Source organism: Streptomyces sp. NPDC050743 (assembly GCF_044456925.1).
Lineage (GTDB): Bacteria > Actinomycetota > Actinomycetes > Streptomycetales > Streptomycetaceae > Streptomyces.
The window spans coordinates 82,486-102,028 of sequence record NZ_JBITGJ010000027.1; the positions used below are offsets into that span (position 1 = coordinate 82,486).

Here is a 19,543-nt window from a genome sequence, read left to right on the forward strand (position 1 = left end):
CCTACTCCACCCGGATCCCCCACTCCGCCGCCAACAGCGGTGCCAGATCCAGCAGTTGCCCGGTGCTGATCACCGCCCCCGACAGCCGGTCCAGCCCCCGCACGATCTCCAGCGGCGCCGCCCCGCGCAGGTCCACGTCCGTCAGTGTCGCGCTGCCGAAGTCGGCCTCTCTGAGGACGCAGTCGACGAACTCCACCCGCTCCAGGGTCGCGCCCGCGAAGTCCGGCTCGACCAGGACGCAGGACTCGAAGACGACGTCCTTCAGGCGGGCCTCCCGCATGTTGAGGTAGTCGATCTTGCCGCCGCGGACCACGACCCGCTCCAGGACGGCGCCGTGCAGCTGCGTGCCGCCCAGCCGGGCGTCGATCAGCTCGACGTCACGGAACGTGGACTCGGCGAGATGCGTGCCCACCCCGCGCGGCCCGGTCAGGACCGAGTCCAGCACTCTGGCCCGGCCGAGCGCCGTACCGTCCAGCACGCAGCCGGTCAGGGCGCAGTCCATGAACCGGGCGCCCACGCCGTCCTGCCCCGTCAGGTCGGCGTCCTGGAAGTCCAGCCCGTCGTAGTCCCCGTCCGGCTCCAACTCGCCCTGCGGCCACGGCCGAAGGGGCGGCAGCCGCAGCTCCGGCCGTCGCGCGCCCCGCACCCCTGCCCGGCCCGCCGCACGGCCGCCCGTCGCTCTCCTCGCCATGCCCCCATGCTGCACCCCGCCAATGACAATCCCCCTGACCTGCGCAAACCCCGGCGATGTCACATCCGGGGCCCGTCAAACAGTCCTAGTTACGGACCGACAGCCGTACGCACGGACCAGGTGTACCGATCCGAGGGAGGGCCCCACCTCATGCACCGCCCCATGCACCGCATCACCGTCGTCGGCGGTGGCTTCGCCGGACTCACCGCCGCGATCACCGCCGCCGAGGCGGGCGCCACGGTCACCGTGTACGAGGCCCATCACACCCTGGGCGGCCGGGCCCGCACCGCCGAGGGCCCGTACCGCACCAACGAGGGCCCGCACGCCCTCTACAGCGGCGGCCCGCACTGGACCTGGCTCCGGCAGCGGAACCTGATCGGACCGCTCGCCCCGGTCCCGGCCCTGGAAGCGGCCCGGCTGCGGCTGCGGCACCACGGCGCACTGCGCCGCACCCCGTCCTCCAGCATGCTGAAGCTGCTGCGACCCGGCATCCGGCAGGCGCCCGTCGACACCGACTTCCTGAGCTGGGCGGCCGGTGTCGCCGGCGAGGAGGGCGCCCGCGCCGCCGCGCACTACGCGGCCGTCGCCCTGTTCCACCACGACCCCGGCGCCCTGTCCGCCGCGTTCGTGCAGGAACGGCTGCGCCGGGCCACCAAGCTGCCGCCGGAGGCGCACTACCCGGTCGGCGGCTGGGCCGGCCTGATCGACCGGATGGCCACCCGGGCCTGGAAGCTGGGCGTGCGCATCGAGACGCTGTCCCGCGTCGACGCCCTGCCCACCGACACCCCCGTGATCCTCGCCACCTCGCTGGCCGCCGCCCGCCGGCTGCTCGGCGACGACTCGCTGACCTGGCCCAGCGGCCGTACCGTCCTGCTCGACCTCGCCGTCCGCACCCGGCGCGGTGACCCGTTCGTCCTCTCCGACCTCGACGCGCCCGGCTGGCTGGAGCGGTGCACGGCACCGGATGCGTCCCTCGCCCCGGCCGGGGAGCAGCTGATCCAGGGCCAGTTCCCGATCAGGCCGGGCGAGTCCCGGGCCGACGGTCTCGCCCGCGCCGAGGAACTGCTCGACCTCGGCTTCCCGGGCTGGCGGCAGCGGCTGACCTGGCGCCGGGAGGCGGTGGCGGACGGCCGTACCGGGGCCGTCGACCCGCCGGGGACCAGCTGGCGGGACCGGCCCGCCGTGGACCGCGGCGACGGGGTCTATCTCGCCGGCGACCAGGTGGCGGCGCCGGGTGTGCTGTCGGAGGTGTCCTTCAACAGCGCGGTCACCGCCGTGTCCCTGATCCTCGGCCGGCCCGTCCTTGACCTCAAGCGCGCTTGAGGCCGGAGCGTGGAGCCGATGAGACAGCCGTCCTCCTGGGGGGTCACCATGCACGCCGTCCGCATGTACGCCTTCGGTCCCGCCGAGAACCTCCGCTACGAGCAGGCCCCGGACCCGGTCCCCGGCCCGGGCCGGCTGCGGATCGCGGTCGCCGCGGCCGGGGTGCACCTGCTCGACGCCGCCCTGCGCGCCGGGCACCGAGGTCCGCTGCCCGAGCGGCCCGCCCTGCCGACCGTGCCCGGCCGCGAGGTCGCCGGGGTCGTGGACGCGCTCGGCGACGGCGTCGACGGGCTGTGGCTCGGCAGGCGGGTCGTGGCCCACCTCGGCTTCGCGCCAGGAGGGTACGCCGAACTCGCCGTCACCGACGTCGACCGGGTGCACGAGATCCCGCGGAACCTGGACTTCGCCGCCGCCGTCGCCATGATCGGCACCGGGCGTACGGCGCTCGGCATCGTGCAGTTCGCCGAGCCGGGCCCGGACGACGTGGTCGTCGTACCCGCCGCCGCCGGAGGCATCGGCACCCTGCTCGTGCAGCACGCCAAGAACGCCGGCGCCACCGTGATCGGACTCGCGGGCGGCCCGGAGAAGACGGCCCGGGTCCGGGCGAACGGCGCCGACCTCGCCGTCGACTACACCGACACCGCCTGGCCCGCGAAGGTCCGGGCCGACCTCGGGGCCAGGCCTGCCTCGATCGTCTACGACGGCGTCGGCGGCGAGGCGGCCCGGCAGGCCGTCGCCCTCCTCGGACCCGGCGGGCGACACCTGGTCTTCGGCTGGTCCGCGGAAGGCATCGGGGAGGGCAAGGGACACCTCGTCGAGGGCGTCTCCCAGTCCGTGCTCGGCCCCGAGATGCTCCGCAGGGCAGGCGGACTGCACGCGCTCGAACTGCGCGCTCGCCGAAGCCGCCCACGGCCGGCTGCGCCCCGCCGTCACCCGCTTTCCTCTCGCGGACGCGCCCGCGGCGCACCGCGCACTCGAGAACCGCGGCACTATCGGAAAGGTGGTACTGGAGCCATGAAACGCCTGACGAAAACCACGGCGAAAGCCCCGAGCAGCCGGAACGCGCACACGGATGCACTACACCCCGATTCGTGGTCTTCTGGCCAGATGAGCAACGGCCGAACGGGTGCGACCGGAACCCCCCGAGAGGCCCCCGAGGCGACCGATCCGCACCGCTGGTGGGCCCTCGTCGTCATCGCCCTCGCCCAGCTGATGGTCGTCCTGGACGCGACGATCGTGAACATCGCCCTGCCCTCCGCCCAGCGCGCCCTGCACATGTCCGACGGCAACCGGCAGTGGGTGATCACCGCCTACACCCTCGCCTTCGGCGGCCTCCTCCTGCTCGGCGGCCGCATCGCCGACCTCGTCGGCCGCAAACGCACCTTCGTCCTCGGACTCGTCGGCTTCGCCATCGCCTCCGCGATCGGCGGCGCCGCCACCAGCTCCGGCATGCTCTTCGGCGCCCGCGCGCTCCAAGGCGCCTTCGCCGCCGTCCTCGCGCCCTCCGCGCTCTCCCTGCTGACCACGACCTTCACCGACCCCCGCGAACGCGGCAAGGCCTTCGGCGTGTACGGCGCCCTCGCCGGCAGCGGCTCGGCGATCGGGTTCATCGTCGGCGGTCTGCTCACCGAATACCTCAACTGGCGCTGGTGCCTGTACGTCAACGTGCCCATCGCGGTCCTCGCCGTGTTCGGCGCCTTCGCCCTCCTGCACGACCGTCCCGGCCACCGCGAGGCCGGCCTCGACGTCCCCGGCGCCCTGTTCGGCTGCGGCGGCCTCGTCGCGATCGTCTACGGCTTCAGCGAGGCCGAACCGCGCGGCTGGACCGACCCGCTGGTCCTGGCCCTCTTCGCGGCCGGGATCGCCCTGCTCACCACGTTCATCTGGTGGCAGAACCGGGCCCCGAGCCCCCTGCTGCCGCTGCACATCATCAAGGACCGCAACCGCGCCGGCTGCTTCCTGACCATGATGCTCGCGACGATCGGCATGTTCGGCCTGTTCCTGTTCATGACCTACTACCTGCAGATCATCCTCGGCTACTCGCCGGTCAGGACGGGCCTCGCCTATCTGCCCCTCACCGCCGCGATCATCACCGGCTCCACGCAGATCTCCGCCCGGCTGCTGCACCGCGTGGCCCCGCGCATGCTCATGGCCCCCGGCATGGTCCTCGCCGCGGGCGGCATGATGCTCCTGACCCGCATGACGGTCCACTCCTCCTACACGACCGACATCCTGCCCGCCCTGCTCCTGATGGGCCTCGGCATGGGCCTGACCTTCATGCTCGTGTTCGCCACCGCGACCACCGGCATCGCCCCCCGCGACTCCGGCGTCACCTCGGCGACGGTCAACACCTCGCAGCAGGTGGGCGGCTCGATCGGTACGGCACTGCTCAACACCATCGCCACCACCAGCAGCGCCGCCTACATCACCGCCCACCTGCGCACCGGCGCGCCCAAGGCGCTCGTGGTCCCGGCCGGTGTCGTCCACGGCTACACCGTCGCCATCTGGTGGGCGGCCGGCGTGATGCTCCTGGCAGGGCTGACGGCAGGCCTGCTGGTCACGGCCAAGGCCCCGAAACACGGGGCGCCGGCCGACGCCCCGGTGCCCGAGTCAGTGACCTGACCCCAGGGCCGCGAGCGCCTCGTCCGTCAGCCGGTACACCGTCCACTCGTCCTGCGGACGCGCGCCCAGGGCCTCGTAGAAACCGATCGCGGGCCGGTTCCAGTCCAGCACCGACCACTCCAGCCGCCCGTACCCGCGCTCCACACAGATCCGCGCCAGCTCCGTCAGCAGCGCCCGCCCGTGCCCGCCGCCCCGGGCACCGGGCCGGACGTACAGATCCTCCAGGTAGATCCCGTGCACCCCGCGCCAGGTCGAGAAGTTCAGGAACCACAGCGCGAACCCCACGGCCTCCCCGGTGGCGTCGTCCACGGCCATGTGCGCGAACGCCGCGGGCCGCTCCCCGAACAGCGCCTCCCGGAGCTGCTCCTGCGTCGCCTCGGCCTCGTGCGGGGCCTTCTCGTACTCGGCCAGCTCACGGACCAGGGCGTGGATGACGGGGATGTCGGCGGGTATCGCGGGACGAATCATGCGGCGAGACTAACCGGTGTCACCGCCCGCTCAGTGCCGCCCCGCCACCCGGTCCGCCACCTTCGCCAGCCGCGAGGACTCCGTTCCCGGGCGGAGCCGTTCGCGCAGGTCGGCGGTGCGGTAGGTGGCGTACATGCCGTGCACGCCGAGCCAGCGGAAGGGTTCGGGTTCCCACTTGCGGACCTTGTGATTCACCCAGGGCAGGTCCGTCAGCTCGGTGCGGCCGCCCTGGCCGGAGTCCTGCTGGACCAGGTCGCGCAGGGTGCGGGCGGCCAGATTGGTGGTGGCGACACCGGAGCCGACGTAGCCGCCGGCGAAACCGAGGCCCGTCGAGCGGTCGAGGGTCACCGTGGCGCACCAGTCGCGGGGTACGCCGAGGACGCCCGACCAGGCGTGCGTCACCCGGACCCCGGCCAGCGCCGGGAAGAAGCGGGTCAGGATCTCCCGGAGGGCTTCGACGGTCGCCTCCTGCGTGCGGCCGTCGTTGTCCGTCCTCGATCCGAAGCGGTACGGCACGCCCCGGCCGCCGAGTGCGATGCGGCCGTCGGCGGTGCGCTGGGCGTACATGTAGGCGTGGGCCATGTCGCCGAGGGTCTCGCGGCCGTCCCAGCCGATGGACGCCCACTGGTCCTCGGTCAGCGGCTCGGTGGCGATCATGGAGGAGTTCATGGGGAGCCAGGTGCGCCTCAGGCCCTTCAGGGACGCGGTGAAGCCCTCCGTGCAGCGCAGGATGTAGGGAGCGCGGACCGTGCCGTAAGGGGTGACGGCGTGCTTGGGGCGGATCTCGGTCACCGGGGTCGACTCGTGGATCGTGACGCCGAGGGCCTCCACCGCCGCCGCGAGGCCCTTGACCAGCTTCACGGGATGCAGCCGGGCGCCGTGCGGGGTCCAGGTGGAACCGACCGCGTCGGCGACGCGGATGCGCTCGGCGGTCTGGCGGGCGCCGTACAGTTCCCGGTCCTTCTCGCCGTACGACAGCTCGTGCTCGTGGAAGGCCTTCAGGCGGGCCAGTTGGGCGGGTGTGGTGGCCACTTCGAGGACGCCGCCCTGGTGGACGTCGGCGTCGATGCCCTCGGCCTCGGCCGCCGCGATCACCTCGGCGACGGTGTCGTTCATCGCCTTCTGCAGGCGGATGGCGGCCTCGCGGCCGTGCAGCCGGGCGTACCGGTCGCGGCCGGCGATGCCGTTGTAGAGCCAGCCGCCGTTGCGGCCGGAGGCGCCGTAGCCGCAGAACTTCTGCTCCAGGACGGTGATGCGGAGGAAGGGGGCGGCCTTCTTCAGGTAGTACGCCGTCCACAGGCCGGTGTAGCCACCGCCGACGATCGCGACGTCGGCCGTCGCGTCCCCGGGCAGGGGCTCGCGTACCGCGGGGAGGCCGTCGTCCGCGTACCAGAAGGAGATCCCGCCGTTGACGACACTGCTTGCCGAGCTGCTCATGGCCGGGACGTTAACCCTTCAAAGCGGCCAGTGTCTCCTTCGGATTCCATGCTTTTCCGCAGCCTCTGGTCAGGGGGTAACAGGCCAGTCCGATCAGTACGGAGACGAAATGGCCGAGTTCGGTGAAGGTGCGTCCCGCGGCCAGGGGCAGGGTGAAGACGGGCAGGATGACCAGGAGATACCCGTACCGCCAGGGGGAGGCGAAGCGGTAGGTGAGAACCCCGATGACGCCGGCCAGGGCGTAACTGACGCCGATGTCGAGGGTGTTGACGGCCGAGTGCGGGGCCATGCCGTCCCGGATGGCCTTCAGCAGGGCGCCTTCGCTTATGAGGGTGGCCAGGACGTGCGCCAGGGCGCACACCGCGAACCAGCGGGCCGTGCCGAGCCAGCGTTCGGCGGGCGCCTGGAACACGGTGTACAGCAGGACGTAGGGGAGCCAGCGGCCGCTGTCGATCCACATGGCGCTGGCCACGAGGACCCGTACCGGATTGCGCGACAGTTCGTGGATGTTGGTCGACCGCTGCCGCAGGAAGTGCTGCTCGAACTCCGGCGACATCTGGTGCAGCGCGACGGTCGTGACGAACAGGACCGCCAGCCACACATACGTGCCGGGAGCGCTGCGGATGTATGCCCACACGTAGCCGAGGCCCCGGTTAATTCGCATGAGCCGATTCACGCACGCCAGTATCGTCCGGTCCGTGATTGACATCCCCGGCGATCTCGCGGAGGCCCAGGAGACGTACAACGGTGCGGCGGGGCGGGCGTTCATCGCCGGGCTGCCGGATCTGGCGGCCGCGTTCCTGGACCGGTGGCGGCTGCGGCTCGACGGGCCGTCCATGAACGGTGTCAGCGCGCTGGTCCTGCCGGTGGTCCGGGCCGACGGCGGCCGCGCCGTGCTCAAGCTGCAGCTCCCGGACGAGGAGAGCGAGGGGGAGCCGGTCGCGCTGCGGGTGTGGGACGGCGACGGGGCCGTACGGCTGCTGGACCACGACCCGGCGACGGGCACCATGCTCCTGGAGCGGCTCGACGAGTCGCGGATGCTGTCCGCCATGGCCGACACGCGCGCGGCCGTCGTGGTCGTCGCACGGCTGCTGGACCGTCTGACGTCCTTCCCGGCGCCGCCGGGCATGCGCCGGCTCGGTGACATCGCCGAGGCCATGCTGGAGCAGACCCCGTGGGCGCTGGAGCGCATCCCCGACCCTGGGGCGCGCCGGATCGTCGCCGACTGCGCGGCCGCGGTGCGCGAGGTCGTCGCGGAGCCCGGTGACCGGCTGCTGCACTGGGATCTGCACTTCGAGAACGTGCTGGCCGCCGACCGCGCCGAGTGGCTGGCCATCGATCCCAAGCCGCTGGCCGGCGACCCGGGCTTCGAGTTGTGGCCGGCGCTGGACAACCGTTTCGAGGCGGCCGAGGTGCGCCGGCGCTTCGACGCGATGACGGAGGTGCTCGGTCTGGACCGGGAGCGGGCGCGCGCCTGGACGCTGGGCCGGCTGCTGCAGAACGCCCTGTGGGACGTGGAGGACGGCCGGCCGCTCGAGGACCGGCAGCTGGAGATCGCACGCCGGCTCCGCACGTGAAAACGCCGCCGACTCGGGGAAACCCCAGGTCAGCGGCACTTTTGGAGCCCCCTGTCGGATTCGAACCGACGACCTTCGCTTTACAAGAGCGGTGCTCTGACCAGCTGAGCTAAGGAGGCGTGCACCCGGGTGCTCGTGCAGTGTACCCAGGTCCGCGACGGGTCCTGTCGAAAATTTCCGCGAAGTTCACAGTCGCCGAGGTACTGACAGGCCGGTGAACGCCAGGTACCGTCCTGAGCCAGTTCACTCGTGTGGACTACACCAACCACCTTCCTACAACGGATCGTCCGGCACGTTCCTGCCGGTAGAAGGGGGCCCATTCACCATGGCCACTGTCACGTTCGACAAGGCGACCCGGATCTACCCGGGTTCCACCAAGCCCGCCGTCGACGGTCTCGACATCGCGATCGAGGACGGCGAGTTCCTCGTCCTGGTCGGCCCGTCGGGTTGCGGAAAGTCCACCTCGCTGCGGATGCTCGCGGGCCTGGAGGACGTCAACGCCGGCGCCATCCGCATCGGTGACCGCGACGTCACGCACCTGCCGCCCAAGGACCGGGACATCGCCATGGTGTTCCAGAACTACGCCCTCTACCCGCACATGACGGTCGCCGACAACATGGGCTTCGCGCTCAAGATCGCGGGCGTCAACAAGGCGGAGATCCGGCAGAAGGTCGAGGAGGCCGCGAAGATCCTCGACCTCACCGAGTACCTGGACCGCAAGCCGAAGGCGCTCTCCGGTGGTCAGCGCCAGCGTGTCGCCATGGGCCGCGCGATCGTGCGTGAGCCGCAGGTGTTCCTCATGGACGAGCCGCTGTCCAACCTGGACGCCAAGCTCCGCGTGAGCACCCGTACGCAGATCGCCTCGCTGCAGCGCCGCCTCGGCATCACCACCGTCTACGTCACCCACGACCAGGTCGAGGCCATGACGATGGGCGACCGTGTGGCGGTCCTCAAGGACGGTCTGCTCCAGCAGGTCGACTCGCCGCGGAACATGTACGACAAGCCCGCGAACCTCTTCGTCGCCGGCTTCATCGGCTCCCCGGCCATGAACCTGGTCGAGGTGCCGATCACCGACGGCGGCGTGAAGTTCGGCAACAGCGTCGTCCCGGTCAACCGGGACGCCCTGACGGCCGCCTCCGACCGGGGTGACCGCACGGTGACCGTGGGCGTCCGGCCCGAGCACTTCGACGTGGTCGAGCACAACGGCGGCGCGGCCGCCTCCCTGACCAAGGACAGCGCGGACGCGCCGGCCGGTCTCGCCGTCTCCGTGAACGTCGTCGAGGAGCTCGGCGCCGACGGCTACGTCTACGGCACCGCCGAGGTCGGCGGCGAGGTCAAGGACCTGGTCGTCCGCGTCAACGGCCGTCAGGTCCCGGAGAAGGGCTCCACGCTGCACGTGGTGCCGCGGCCGGGCGAGATCCACGTGTTCTCGACGTCCACGGGTGAGCGTCTCACCGACTGAGCGCGTTCACACGGACTGAGCTGCGCGTTCGCGCGGAGTTGACGAAAGGGGCCCTGCGGAGTGCCGCAGGGCCCCTTTCGTGCGGTTCACGCGTCCGGATATACCCCGGCACAGCCATCATTTCGGGCGGGGTGCGTCAACCCCTTACCCAGAAAGTGGCGCCATCTCATCCCCCGAAGGGGTGACTAAATGTCGCCAAATCATTACCCCGCGCTACCCTCACACGCGTGAAGCACTCCACCACCCCACAGACGCGACGCGGCCACCGGGGCGGCCCTGCCCGCCGGATCGGCCGCACTCTCGCCCTCGTCCTGCCCGTCGTCCTGGTGCTCTCGGGAACCCTCGCGGTGACCCGGGTCAACTGGACGGGAAGCCCCTCCAGCTCGGTGCTGGCCGCCTCGGACATCTCCGCGGCGGGGGTTTCCACCAAGACGGTCTCCCGCGCCCCGCAGGACGTGCTCCGCGACCAGCTGATGAGCGAGCTGCAGGACAAGAACCCCGGTGTCGTCCTCACCCACCTCCAGCAGGCCGTGAACGGACACCCCGCGCTGGCCCGGCACTGCTCCGCCATCGCCCGCGCCCTGGGCCAGGCCGCGGTGCGCATCTACGGCGCCTCGCGCGCCCAGTCCTTCGCCCGCCCGGTGTGCGACACGTCGTTCGCCTCGGGCGTGCTCGCCGCGCACAGCTGAACACCGGGGGACGCCCGGAAGCCGGTGACCGCTCCTTCGGGTAACGGGTCCCCAAGGAGCGCGCCGCCGGCGGCCGGCCCCGGCGGGGCGCCACGTACAGTGCGGTCATGACCCATCCCAACGCCGCGTCGCGCCCCACCCAGGCCGTGATCCTGGCCGGTGGCCAGGGCTCCCGGCTGCGTCCCTACACCGACGACCGGCCCAAGCCGATGGTCGAGATCCCCGGCACGGGCACTCCGATCATCGGCCACCAGCTGAACTGGCTCGCCGAGGAGGGCGTGACCGACGTGGTGGTCTCCTGCGGCCATCTCGCCGACGTCCTGCAGAAGTGGCTGGACTCCGCCGACCTGCCCCTCTCCGTCACCACCGTCGTGGAGACCGAGCCCCTCGGCCGTGGCGGCGGCCTGAAGTACGCCGCCGCGCATCTCCCCCGCCCCGACCGGGCCTGGTACGCCACCAACGGCGACATCTGGACCCGCTTCTCCCTGCGGGACATGGCCGACTTCCACACCGAGCGGGACGCCGTCGCGACCCTGGCTCTGGCGCGGCCGCGCATCCCCTGGGGCGCGGTGCAGACCGACGGGTTCGGGCACATCACCGACTTCATCGAGGCTCCGCCGTCGACGTTCGAGATCAACGCGGGCGTGTACGTGTTCTCGCCCGAGTTCGCCTCGCTGCTGCCGGAGCGGGGGGATCACGAGCGGACCACGTTCCCCGGGCTGGCCCGTGAGCGCAAGCTCGCCGGGTTCCCCATTCCGCAGGGGGCGTACTGGCGGGCCATCGACACGGCCAAGGATCTGACCGAGGCGGCCAAGGAGCTCGCCGCGCTGGGGCGGTAGCCCGGCGGGTTGCGCCCTCGCCACGCACGAAGGCCCCGTACCTTTCGCGGTACGGGGCCTTCCGCTCGCCCTGCCTGCCTGCCGGACGAGCTAGCCCAGCAGGCCGCCCACCAGGCCCGGCTGGCCGCTGGACGAGGAGCCGCCCGAGCTGCCGGTGCCACCGGAGCTGGACCCGCCGCCGGAGCTGGTCGGGCCCGCCGTCGTGCTCGGGGCGCCGCCGGTCGGGGAGGACTGGCGGGGCGGAATCTGGCCCGAGGTGCCCTGGGTCTGGCTGGGCGTCGTGGTCGTACCGCCCGCGGTGCGGGTGGCGCCCGGGGTCGCCGCCGCGCCGGAGGGGCTCGCGCCGGCCGTGGCGCCGCCTGAGGGCGAGGTGGAGGCCGCCGGGGTCTTCTTGTGCCGCGCGCCGGGCTGCTGCGGGACCGGGGAACCGGGGAGGTTGTTGCGGGGGGCCTCGCCCGGGCCGGGGACGACGACACGGCTGGAGTCGCGCACGGCGCCGCCGAGCAGCGAGCCCACGAGCAGGGCGACGCCGACCGTGATGGCCGTGATCAGGGCGCCGCGGCGCAGGACGTAGCGGCGCAGGTCCCAGATGTCGGCGCGGGGGCCGAGGCGGCGCCAGGCACCGGCGGCGAGGCGGCCGTCCACGGAGTAGACGGGGGCGCCGGCGATGATCAGCGGGGACCAGGCGGCCAGGTAGATGATGTCGGGGGCGTCGTAGGCGGGGACCGTCTTCCAGCTGACCGTGACGATCAGGGCGGCGGACAGCAGCGCCCCGACGACCGCGGCGACGCGCTGCCAGCAGCCGAGGACGGTCAGGACGCCGACGACCACCTGGAGGAAGGCGATGACCAGGCCGGAGCCGACGGGGTGGTGCAGGGCGAACTGGCGCAGCGGCTCGGCGACGTCCCAGGGGTGCAGGGTGTTGAGCCACTTGACCATCGAACCGCGCTTGCCGCCGTCGAAGTAGACGGGGTCGCACAGCTTGCCCATGCCGGCGTAGATGGAGATGAAGCCCAGGAAGATGCGCAGCGGGAGGAGGACGACGCCCAGGTTCATCCGGCGGCCGGGGTAGTAGGCGTGCCGGGCCGGGTCGTCCGCGTGGCGGCGGGTGGAGCGCGGGGCGTCGGGGTCGGCGTAGTCGTCGTACGTGCCGTAGTCGTCGCAGTCGCCGTACTCGCCGTCGCCGTAGCCGCCGTAGCCGTCGTGGCCTTCGTAGGCCCCGAAGTCGGCGTCGGTGCAGGGGGGTTCGTCGTAGGCGCCGCCGACCGTGCGCATGTGCGGCAGCAGGCGGGTGCCGTCGGTGTCGGGCGCCGTGCGCTGGTGGCCGACGACCGGGGTCTCGACCGTCCGGTCCAGGTCGTCGTAGGCGTAGCCGGTCCCGAGGCGTGGGATGACCTGCGTGGCGCCGGGCTCGGGTTCGTCGATGTGGCGGACGCTGCTGCCCCGCACGGCCTGGAGGAGCCGGTGGGCGCCGGTGTCGTCGGGGGCGGACCTGCCGCTCCACACGACGGGGCGGCGGCGGCCGGCGGCGGCGCCTGGCCGGCCCGCCGTGCCCAGGACGGGCATCCGGGCGGCGTCCTGGGCGCTCGGATGCCGGGCGATCCGCGGGGAGGGGCCGCGCTTCGCCGACGCGCCCAACTGCACGCGGAAGCTGGCGTGATTGACGATGACCTGCGCCGGATCGCTCGGCACCTTCACCATGCTCAGCGCGGGAGCGTCGTCGAGCCCGGACTGGAATCCCGACGCGCGTCCCCCCGTGGGTGTGCGGGGTGTTCTGGTGTCCACACTCATCTAACCGAGTGACGTGGAGTTAGGACACTGCTCTGACCGGGCGGATGTGTCCGGACCCCGTCAAAGCAGTCTCGAACGCCACATGGACCCCAGAATTACCCCGCAAGGGTGAAATTCCGGACGGGTGTTCCATCCCGTCAGGCGCGCCTGCGGGCCGCCTCGTACAGCACGATCCCCGCGGCCACACCGGCGTTGAGCGACTCCGCGCCGCCCGGCATCGGGATGCGGACGCGGAAGTCGCAGGTCTCGCCGACCAGGCGGGACAGGCCCTTGCCCTCGCTGCCGACGACGATGACGACCGGGCCGTCCAGGGCCTCCAGATCGCCGAGTTCGACCTCGCCGTCCGCCGCCAGGCCCACGACCGTGATGCCGGCCTTCTTGTACGCCTCCAGGGCGCGGGTCAGGTTGGTGGCGCGGGCGACCGGGGTGCGGGCGGCCGTGCCGGCGGAGGTCTTCCAGGCGCCCGCGGTCATGCCGGCCGAGCGGCGCTCGGGCACGACCACGCCGTGGCCGCCGAAGGCGGAGACCGAGCGGACGACCGCGCCGAGGTTGCGCGGGTCGGTGACGCCGTCCAAGGCGACGATCAGCGGGTCCTCGGACTCGTCGTAGGCGGCGTCGGTGAGGTCCTCGGGGTGCGCGTACTCGTACGGCGGGACCTGGAGGACGAGGCCCTGGTGGTTGAGGCCGTTGGTCATGCGGTCCAGCTCGGGGCGCGGGGCCTCCATCAGGTTGATGCCGCCGCGCTCGGCGGCGAGCTGGAGGGCCTCGCGGACGCGCTCGTCGTTGTCGATGAACTGCTGGACGTAGAGCGTGGAGGCGGGGACGCCCTCGCGCAGCGCCTCGACCACCGGGTTACGGCCGACGACCAGCTCGGAGGCCGACTTGCCGCTGCCCCGGCGCTGCGCCGGGCGGCCCTGGGCGCGGCGGGCCTTGGCCGCGGCGGCGCGCTGCTTGGCGTGACCCTTGCGCATCTCGGCGGGCGGGGTCGGGCCCTTGCCCTCCAGGCCCCGGCGCCGCTGGCCGCCGCTGCCGACCTGCGCGCCCTTCTTGCCGGACATGCGGCGGTTGTTCGCGGCCATGACCTACCTGTTCTCTGCGGAAAAAGTGTGCGTACGTCTATGCAGTGTGCCGCCCGGGGGGCCGGGCGGCACAATCGATCAAGGACCGGGGGCCTACCGGGACCCGAGGGTCCAGCGCGGGCCCTGCGGGCTGTCCTCGATGACCAGGCCCGACTGGCCCAGCTGATCGCGGATGGCGTCGGCGGTGGCCCAGTCCTTGCGGGCGCGGGCGGACTCGCGCTGGTCGAGGACCAGGCGGACCAGGCTGTCGACCACGCCATGCAGGTCCTCGCCCTTGTCCGCCTCACCGGCCCAGTGCGCGTCCAGCGGGTCGAGTCCGAGGACGCCGAGCATGGCCCGTACCTCGGCGAGGCGGGCGACGGCGGCGTCCTTGTCGTCGGCGGCCAGCGCGCTGTTGCCCTGCCGGACGGTGGTGTGCACGACGGCGAGGGCCTGCGGGACGCCCAGGTCGTCGTCCATCGCCTCGGCGAAGGCGGGCGGGACCTCGGCGGCCGGTTCGACGGTCTTCCCGGCCAGCTCGGTCACGCGCTGCAGGAAGCCCTCGATCCGCGCGAACGCCGACTCGGCCTCGCGCAGCGACTCCTCGCTGTACTCGATCATCGAGCGGTAGTGCGGAGTGCCGAGGTAGTAGCGGAGCACGATGGGCCGCCACTGCTTGGCCATCTCGGACACGAGGACGGAGTTGCCCAGCGACTTGGACATCTTGTCGCCGGCCATGGTGACCCAGGCGTTGTGCACCCAGTACCGGGCGAAGTCGTCGCCGTAGGCCTTGGCCTGGGCGATCTCGTTCTCGTGGTGCGGGAAGATCAGGTCGAGGCCGCCGCCGTGGATGTCGAAGGCGCTGCCCAGGTACTTGTGCGCCATCGCCGAGCACTCCAGGTGCCAGCCGGGGCGGCCCTCTCCCCACGGCGTCGGCCAGGTCGGCTCGCCCGGCTTCGCCGCCTTCCACATGGCGAAGTCGCGCGGGTCCCGCTTGCCGGTCTCGCCCTCGCCGGAGGGCTGGAGCAGGTTGTCCAGCTCCTGCCGGGACAGCTCCAGGTACCGCGGGAAGGACCGTACGTCGAAGTAGACGTTGCCGTCGGCCGCGTAGGCGTGACCGCGCTCGATGAGGCGCTGCATCATCTCGACCATCTCGGTGATGTGGCCGGTGGCGCGCGGCTCGTACGTCGGCGGCAGGCAGCCGAGGGCGGTGTAGCCCTCGTTGAACGCGCGTTCGTTCTCGTACCCGATCGACCACCACGGCCGGCCCTGCTCGTGGGCCTTGGCGATGATCTTGTCGTCGATGTCCGTGACGTTCCTGACGAACGTCACGTCGTAGCCGCGGTACTCGAACCAGCGGCGCATGATGTCGAAGTTCAGGCCCGACCGGATGTGCCCGATGTGCGGTGCCGCCTGCACGGTGGCGCCACACAGGTAGATCGAGACGCAGCCCGGCTTGAGCGGGGTGAAGTCACGGATCTGCCGGGCGCTGGTGTCGTACAGGCGAATGGTCACCACTCCAGGGTAGTGGGCGCGAGGGGGTGCCTCATGCCCCTTCCCCACAATGCCGGGGCGTCAGAGCGTGCCGACCACCTTCTGCGGCGTGATCCGCACGGCCACCCGCTGGGCGTCCTGACCGGCGTCGGGGTTGAAGTCCGCGTACTTCTGGCCGGTGTACTTCTGGCTCAGCGCGTCGATGAGTTCCTGGCCGCCCTCGGTGGTCAGCTGGGCGGTGCCGCGGATCTCGGCGTACTCGTAGGGCTGCTCGGGGTTGGTGACCACCACCGTCACCCGGGGGTCGCGGTCCAGGTTCTTGTACTTGCGGCGGTCGACGGTGGTGGAGAACAGGATGTCGTCGCCGTCGCGCTTCACCCAGACCGGCGACATCTGCGGGCTGCCGTCGGGCTGGAGGGTGCCGACGACGATGAACACCTTGCCGTCGAGCACGGACTTGAGCTGGTCGGACAGTACGGCGGACATGGGCACCCTCCGGAGTCCAGGGATCACTGGTGGTCGTGTGGGTACCCTCGCACGCCCTCGGCTCACCCGCACCACGAGCAAAACGGCGGCTTCAGCCGGTACGGACCACCAGTGCCGTGGCGATCGCCATCAGTCCCTCCTCGCGGCCCGGGAAGCCGAGGCCGTCCGTCGTGGCGCCCGAGACGGAGACCGGCGCGCCGGCCGCCTCGGAGAGGATCTTCTGCGCCTCGTCCCGGCGCTTGCCGATCTTCGGGCGGGGGCCGATCACCTGGACGGCGACGTTGCCGATGGCGAAACCGGCCTCGCGGACGATCCGGGCCGCCTCGGTCAGGAGGGTCACGCCCGAGGCGCCGGACCACTCGGGGCGGCCGGTGCCGAAGTGCTGTCCCAGGTCACCGAGGCCGGCGGCGGAGAAGAGGGCGTTGCAGGCGGCGTGGGCGACGACGTCCGCGTCGGAGTGCCCCGCCAGACCCGTCCCCTCGCCCTCCCACTTCAGGCCCGCGCACCACAGCTCGCGGCCCTCCTCGAAGGCGTGGATGTCGGTGCCGATGCCGACCTGGGGCAGGACGCCGCCCGGCGGTGGCCGGAAGTCCGATGCCTCAGAAGCCATCGTTCAGCCTCCTGCGGGCCAGGACCGCCTCGGCGAGGACCAGGTCGAGGGGCCGGGTGACCTTGAAGGCCTCTTCGTGCCCGGGGACGGCCACGACCGTCAGGCCCAGCTGCTCGACCATGCTCGCGTCGTCGGTGACGTTGTCGGTGACCGTCTCGTGGGCGCGGATCAGGGTCGCGCGGTCGAAGCCCTGGGGCGTCTGGACGGCGCGCAGACGGGCGCGCTCGGGCGTGGCGACGACCGGCTCGGGCGCGCCGGCCTCGGTGGCGGGCTCGACCTCCTTGACGGTGTCGGCCAGCGGGAGCGCGGGGACGACGGCGGGGGCGCCCGCGCGTACGGCCTCGATGACGGCGTCGACCGTGTCGACCGGGACGAGCGGGCGGGCCGCGTCGTGGACGAGGACGACGCCGTACTCGGGGGGCAGGGCGTCGAGGCCGAGCCTGACCGATTCCTGGCGGCTGTCCCCGCCGGGGACGACCAGGAAGTCGGTGCGGTCGGGCAGGGCGTGCGCGTCGAGCAGCGACTTGACCTCGGCGGCGCCGTCCGGCGGGGCCACGACGATCACCAGGGACACATGGCGGGACGCGGCGAGCGCGCGGACCGCGTGGATGAGCATGGGCGTGCCGTTCAGCGCGCGGAGCGCCTTGGGGGCGCCCGGGCCGAGGCGTACTCCCCGGCCGGCGGCGGGAATCACGGCGGCGACGGGGGTCTGCGCGGGCGAAGGGCGCGATTCGTCAGACATCGGTTCCTGTCAGGTTTGTGTGCTCGACCTAGGTGGGTATGGCCTGGAGGAGTGCCGGGCGCGACGCCTTGACCGGACCCTTTCCGTGACCCTGGTCGAGCCATCTGCCCGGGCCCGGCACATCAAGTATCGGGGGGTTTCCCTGAGTGTGCGGCAGGCGTTTCGGCGCCCCGTTTCCGGTTGCCGAGGCGGCGCTGCGGCTTTGCGGCTTTTCCGGGGACGAACATGCCGCAGCGCCCGGCGACATGTTCAGTGTCATCGGGCACCGCGGCATTTCATTGTGCTGAGCGTGACGGAAGCGAAGGTTCGCTGCCGTGACGCGTCAGGAAGCGAGCACCTCGTCGAGCAGGGCCTCGGCCTTGTCCTCGTTCGTGTTCTCCGCGAGAGCCAGCTCGCTCACCAGGATCTGGCGGGCCTTGGCGAGCATGCGCTTCTCACCGGCGGAGAGCCCTCGCTCCCGCTCGCGACGCCACAGGTCACGCACGACTTCCGCGACCTTGATGACATCGCCGGAGGCGAGCTTCTCCAGGTTTGCCTTGTAACGGCGCGACCAGTTCGTGGGCTCCTCGGCGTACGGCGCGCGCAGCACCTCGAAGACCCGGTCCAGCCCGTCCTGACCGACCACATCACGCACGCCCACGAACTCAGCATTGTCCGCTGGCACACGTACCGTCAGGTCACCCTGGGCGACCTTCAGCACCAAGTAGGTCTTGTCCACGCCTTTGATCTGGCGAGTTTCGATGGCCTCGATCAGCGCGGCCCCGTGATGGGGATAGACCACGGTGTCGCCAACCTTGAACGTCATGTGACAGGTACCCCTTCCGTGGCTATCCAGGGTAACACGGATACGCCGTCTTCTGAATGGCGTTTTCGCAGGTCAGGGCATATCTCGGGGCTTGACAACTGCGACAGGAACGTGCTGCGAGGGGTCTGCGGAACCGGGAATTCGCAGGTCGGAGGGGCTCTTCGGGCGAGGTGAAACGCGCACGTTACACACTCTGCGAGCCGTCTCCAAGTGGACTAACGTCCCGATTTGTCCACTTCCAAGCGTACGACTTCCGCTACTCCGTTCGGTGGCCCGAGGGCCCGATCCGGGCCGATTCCGGAATTGATCAACCGCTGCCGGGAGCGGCGCGCGTGATCAATATCGAGGTGGTCATCGAGGGGATCGCGCATTCCTTCACGGAAATTTTGCGAGTGGTTATGTGAATGGCGGACGAGCGCTCGGCAAAGTGACTGGAGGGTCAGTTGTGACAGGAGTGACGAAGCGTCGCGGTACCCCCAGCCGGAGGCAAGCGGGGTGCTTGGGGAGGGTCGGGTGCGGCGGCTCGGGAACGGCTCGGTAACCTAAGGCCGCTGACAGACACTTAGGGTGGCTTTATAAGGGGAGCCGCCCGCGCGTTCAAGGAGTTGCCGCCGCCGTGAGCAGCAGCCTTCGACGCGGCGCCCTCGCCGCCTCCGCCATCGTCTTCTCGATCGCCTCGCTCGCCGCCTGTGGCGCCGGCAACAACTCGCAGACCCTGGGGATCAAGCCGGACAACGCCGCGACCTCGGTCGGCAACATCAAGGTCCAGAACGCCACGATCATCACCCAGCCCGACCTGAAGGCGACGGGTCCGGCCGTGATCTCCGCGACCCTGTTCAACGCGGGCGGCAAGGCCGAGACCCTGCAGTCGATCACCATCCCGGGCAGCACCGAGTCCGTGAAGCTGACCCCGGCCACGGGCGGCAGCCTGACCGTCCCGGCGCACGGCTCCCTGCTCCTCGGCGGCAAGGGCAACGCCTCCGCCGAGATCCCGAGCGGCCGCGAGGCCGTCCAGGACGGCAACGCCCAGAAGGTCACCTTCACCTTCAGCAGGACCGGTGCGGTGAGCCTGCGCGCCTTCGTGGTGCCGGCCGCCGGCTACTTCGACAAGTGGGGCCCGAGCGAGATCCCGTCCGCCTCGGCGACGGTCACCGGGGCCCCGGGCGCCACCGCCTCCGGCAGCGCCAAGCCGGGCAAGCACGGCAAGGCCACCCCGTCGGCGACCGCAACCGACACCGCGACCACGGGCGCGACCCCGACCGACTCGGCCTCCCAGTCGGCCGCGGGCCAGTGAGCAACCGCCACTGAGCAGCCGTACGACGAAGGGGGGCCCCCCCCCGGGGGGGGGGCGCCCCCGGGGGGGGGGCCGGGGTCAAAGCCGGGTTAGGCGTTAGGCGCGGACTTGTAGGCCACGCCCCCGGCCGTGACCAGGGAGGGCGGGGGGGCCCG

18 protein-coding genes, 1 tRNA gene and 1 pseudogene are annotated in these 19,543 nt (G+C 71.8%); 8 read left to right on the forward strand and 12 right to left on the reverse strand.

Annotated elements, in window-relative coordinates; all coding sequences use genetic code 11:
* Position 1: 1 nt before the first annotated feature.
* Positions 2-691: a pentapeptide repeat-containing protein gene (locus ACIBJF_RS25125; protein WP_399176856.1), complete on the reverse strand. Its 690-nt coding sequence runs from the start codon at positions 689-691 to the stop codon at positions 2-4.
* 162 nt (positions 692-853) lie between these two features.
* Here ACIBJF_RS25125 and ACIBJF_RS25130 point away from each other — a divergent pair, with 162 nt between their 5' ends.
* The 3 genes and pseudogenes from ACIBJF_RS25130 to ACIBJF_RS25140 all read left to right on the forward strand — a co-directional run bounded on the left by ACIBJF_RS25130 (position 854) and on the right by ACIBJF_RS25140 (position 4,636).
* Entirely contained in the window at positions 854-2,014 is a 1,161-nt protein-coding gene (locus ACIBJF_RS25130; RefSeq protein ID WP_399176889.1) for an NAD(P)-binding protein, read from the forward strand.
* A gap of 48 nt (positions 2,015-2,062) precedes the next feature.
* A pseudogene (locus ACIBJF_RS25135) lies at positions 2,063-3,032 on the forward strand (zinc-binding dehydrogenase).
* Between the two features lie 89 nt (positions 3,033-3,121).
* On the forward strand, positions 3,122-4,636 hold the full coding sequence (locus tag ACIBJF_RS25140; RefSeq protein ID WP_399176858.1) for an MFS transporter: 1,515 nt from the start codon (positions 3,122-3,124) through the stop codon (positions 4,634-4,636).
* Here ACIBJF_RS25140 and ACIBJF_RS25145 read toward each other — a convergent pair.
* The 3 genes from ACIBJF_RS25145 to ACIBJF_RS25155 are packed head-to-tail and all read right to left on the reverse strand — an operon-like array spanning position 4,625 to position 7,205.
* Positions 4,625-5,104 carry a GNAT family N-acetyltransferase gene (locus tag ACIBJF_RS25145; RefSeq protein WP_399176860.1) on the reverse strand — a complete coding sequence of 160 codons (480 nt, stop codon included), beginning with the start codon at positions 5,102-5,104 and terminating at the stop codon, positions 4,625-4,627. The genes ACIBJF_RS25140 and ACIBJF_RS25145 overlap by 12 nt on opposite strands.
* 30 nt (positions 5,105-5,134) lie before the next feature.
* Positions 5,135-6,541, reverse strand: coding sequence for an NAD(P)/FAD-dependent oxidoreductase (locus ACIBJF_RS25150; RefSeq protein WP_399176862.1), 1,407 nt, complete (start codon positions 6,539-6,541; stop codon positions 5,135-5,137).
* Positions 6,542-6,551: 10 nt separating this feature from the next.
* Positions 6,552-7,205 (reverse strand): rhomboid-like protein, encoded by a 654-nt coding sequence (locus ACIBJF_RS25155; RefSeq protein ID WP_399176864.1) that lies wholly within the window; start codon positions 7,203-7,205, stop codon positions 6,552-6,554.
* Between ACIBJF_RS25155 and ACIBJF_RS25160 the strand changes: the two genes are divergently transcribed.
* Positions 7,204-8,118, forward strand: coding sequence for an aminoglycoside phosphotransferase family protein (locus ACIBJF_RS25160; protein WP_365327171.1), 915 nt, complete (start codon positions 7,204-7,206; stop codon positions 8,116-8,118). The two genes, ACIBJF_RS25155 and ACIBJF_RS25160, sit on opposite strands and share 2 nt — an antisense overlap.
* Positions 8,119-8,160: 42 nt before the next feature.
* On the opposite strand, the gene ACIBJF_RS25165 is transcribed toward ACIBJF_RS25160, so the two are convergent.
* A tRNA-Thr gene (locus tag ACIBJF_RS25165) sits at positions 8,161-8,237 on the reverse strand.
* 206 nt (positions 8,238-8,443) lie between these two features.
* On the opposite strand from ACIBJF_RS25165, the gene msiK reads away from it, so the two are divergent.
* The 3 genes from msiK (at position 8,444) to ACIBJF_RS25180 (ending at position 11,108) form a co-directional block, all read left to right on the forward strand.
* A complete protein-coding gene (msiK, locus tag ACIBJF_RS25170; RefSeq protein WP_351805349.1) occupies positions 8,444-9,580 on the forward strand; it encodes a diacetylchitobiose ABC transporter ATP-binding protein MsiK in 1,137 nt (378 codons plus the stop codon).
* Positions 9,581-9,807: 227 nt separating this feature from the next.
* Complete coding sequence (locus ACIBJF_RS25175) at positions 9,808-10,269, forward strand: hypothetical protein (RefSeq protein ID WP_399176866.1); 462 nt, start codon at positions 9,808-9,810, stop codon at positions 10,267-10,269.
* A 107-nt stretch (positions 10,270-10,376) separates the two neighbouring features.
* Positions 10,377-11,108: a nucleotidyltransferase family protein gene (locus ACIBJF_RS25180; protein ID WP_351805345.1), complete on the forward strand. Its 732-nt coding sequence runs from the start codon at positions 10,377-10,379 to the stop codon at positions 11,106-11,108.
* Between the two features lie 90 nt (positions 11,109-11,198).
* Here ACIBJF_RS25180 and ACIBJF_RS25185 read toward each other — a convergent pair whose 3' ends face one another.
* The 7 genes from ACIBJF_RS25185 to ACIBJF_RS25215 form a co-directional block, all read right to left on the reverse strand.
* A complete protein-coding gene (locus ACIBJF_RS25185; RefSeq protein WP_399176868.1) occupies positions 11,199-12,899 on the reverse strand; it encodes a DoxX family membrane protein in 1,701 nt (566 codons plus the stop codon).
* Positions 12,900-13,036: 137 nt separating this feature from the next.
* Positions 13,037-13,978: a 23S rRNA (guanosine(2251)-2'-O)-methyltransferase RlmB gene (rlmB, locus tag ACIBJF_RS25190; protein ID WP_399176870.1), complete on the reverse strand. Its 942-nt coding sequence runs from the start codon at positions 13,976-13,978 to the stop codon at positions 13,037-13,039.
* A 93-nt stretch (positions 13,979-14,071) separates the two neighbouring features.
* Entirely contained in the window at positions 14,072-15,472 is a 1,401-nt protein-coding gene (gene cysS, locus ACIBJF_RS25195; RefSeq protein WP_399176872.1) for a cysteine--tRNA ligase, read from the reverse strand.
* 60 nt (positions 15,473-15,532) lie between these two features.
* Positions 15,533-15,937 carry a PPOX class F420-dependent oxidoreductase gene (locus ACIBJF_RS25200; protein ID WP_399176874.1) on the reverse strand — a complete coding sequence of 135 codons (405 nt, stop codon included), beginning with the start codon at positions 15,935-15,937 and terminating at the stop codon, positions 15,533-15,535.
* Positions 15,938-16,028: 91 nt separating this feature from the next.
* On the reverse strand, positions 16,029-16,547 hold the full coding sequence (gene ispF, locus ACIBJF_RS25205) for a 2-C-methyl-D-erythritol 2,4-cyclodiphosphate synthase (protein ID WP_399176876.1): 519 nt from the start codon (positions 16,545-16,547) through the stop codon (positions 16,029-16,031).
* Positions 16,537-17,289, reverse strand: a complete 753-nt coding sequence (gene ispD, locus ACIBJF_RS25210; protein ID WP_351805333.1) for a 2-C-methyl-D-erythritol 4-phosphate cytidylyltransferase — start codon at positions 17,287-17,289, stop codon at positions 16,537-16,539. The genes ispF and ispD overlap by 11 nt, the downstream gene beginning before the upstream one ends.
* A gap of 322 nt (positions 17,290-17,611) precedes the next feature.
* Positions 17,612-18,094 carry a CarD family transcriptional regulator gene (locus tag ACIBJF_RS25215; protein WP_003953493.1) on the reverse strand — a complete coding sequence of 161 codons (483 nt, stop codon included), beginning with the start codon at positions 18,092-18,094 and terminating at the stop codon, positions 17,612-17,614.
* Positions 18,095-18,710: 616 nt separating this feature from the next.
* Here ACIBJF_RS25215 and ACIBJF_RS25220 point away from each other — a divergent pair.
* Positions 18,711-19,388, forward strand: coding sequence for a DUF461 domain-containing protein (locus tag ACIBJF_RS25220; protein ID WP_399176877.1), 678 nt, complete (start codon positions 18,711-18,713; stop codon positions 19,386-19,388).
* Positions 19,389-19,543: the final 155 nt, after the last annotated feature.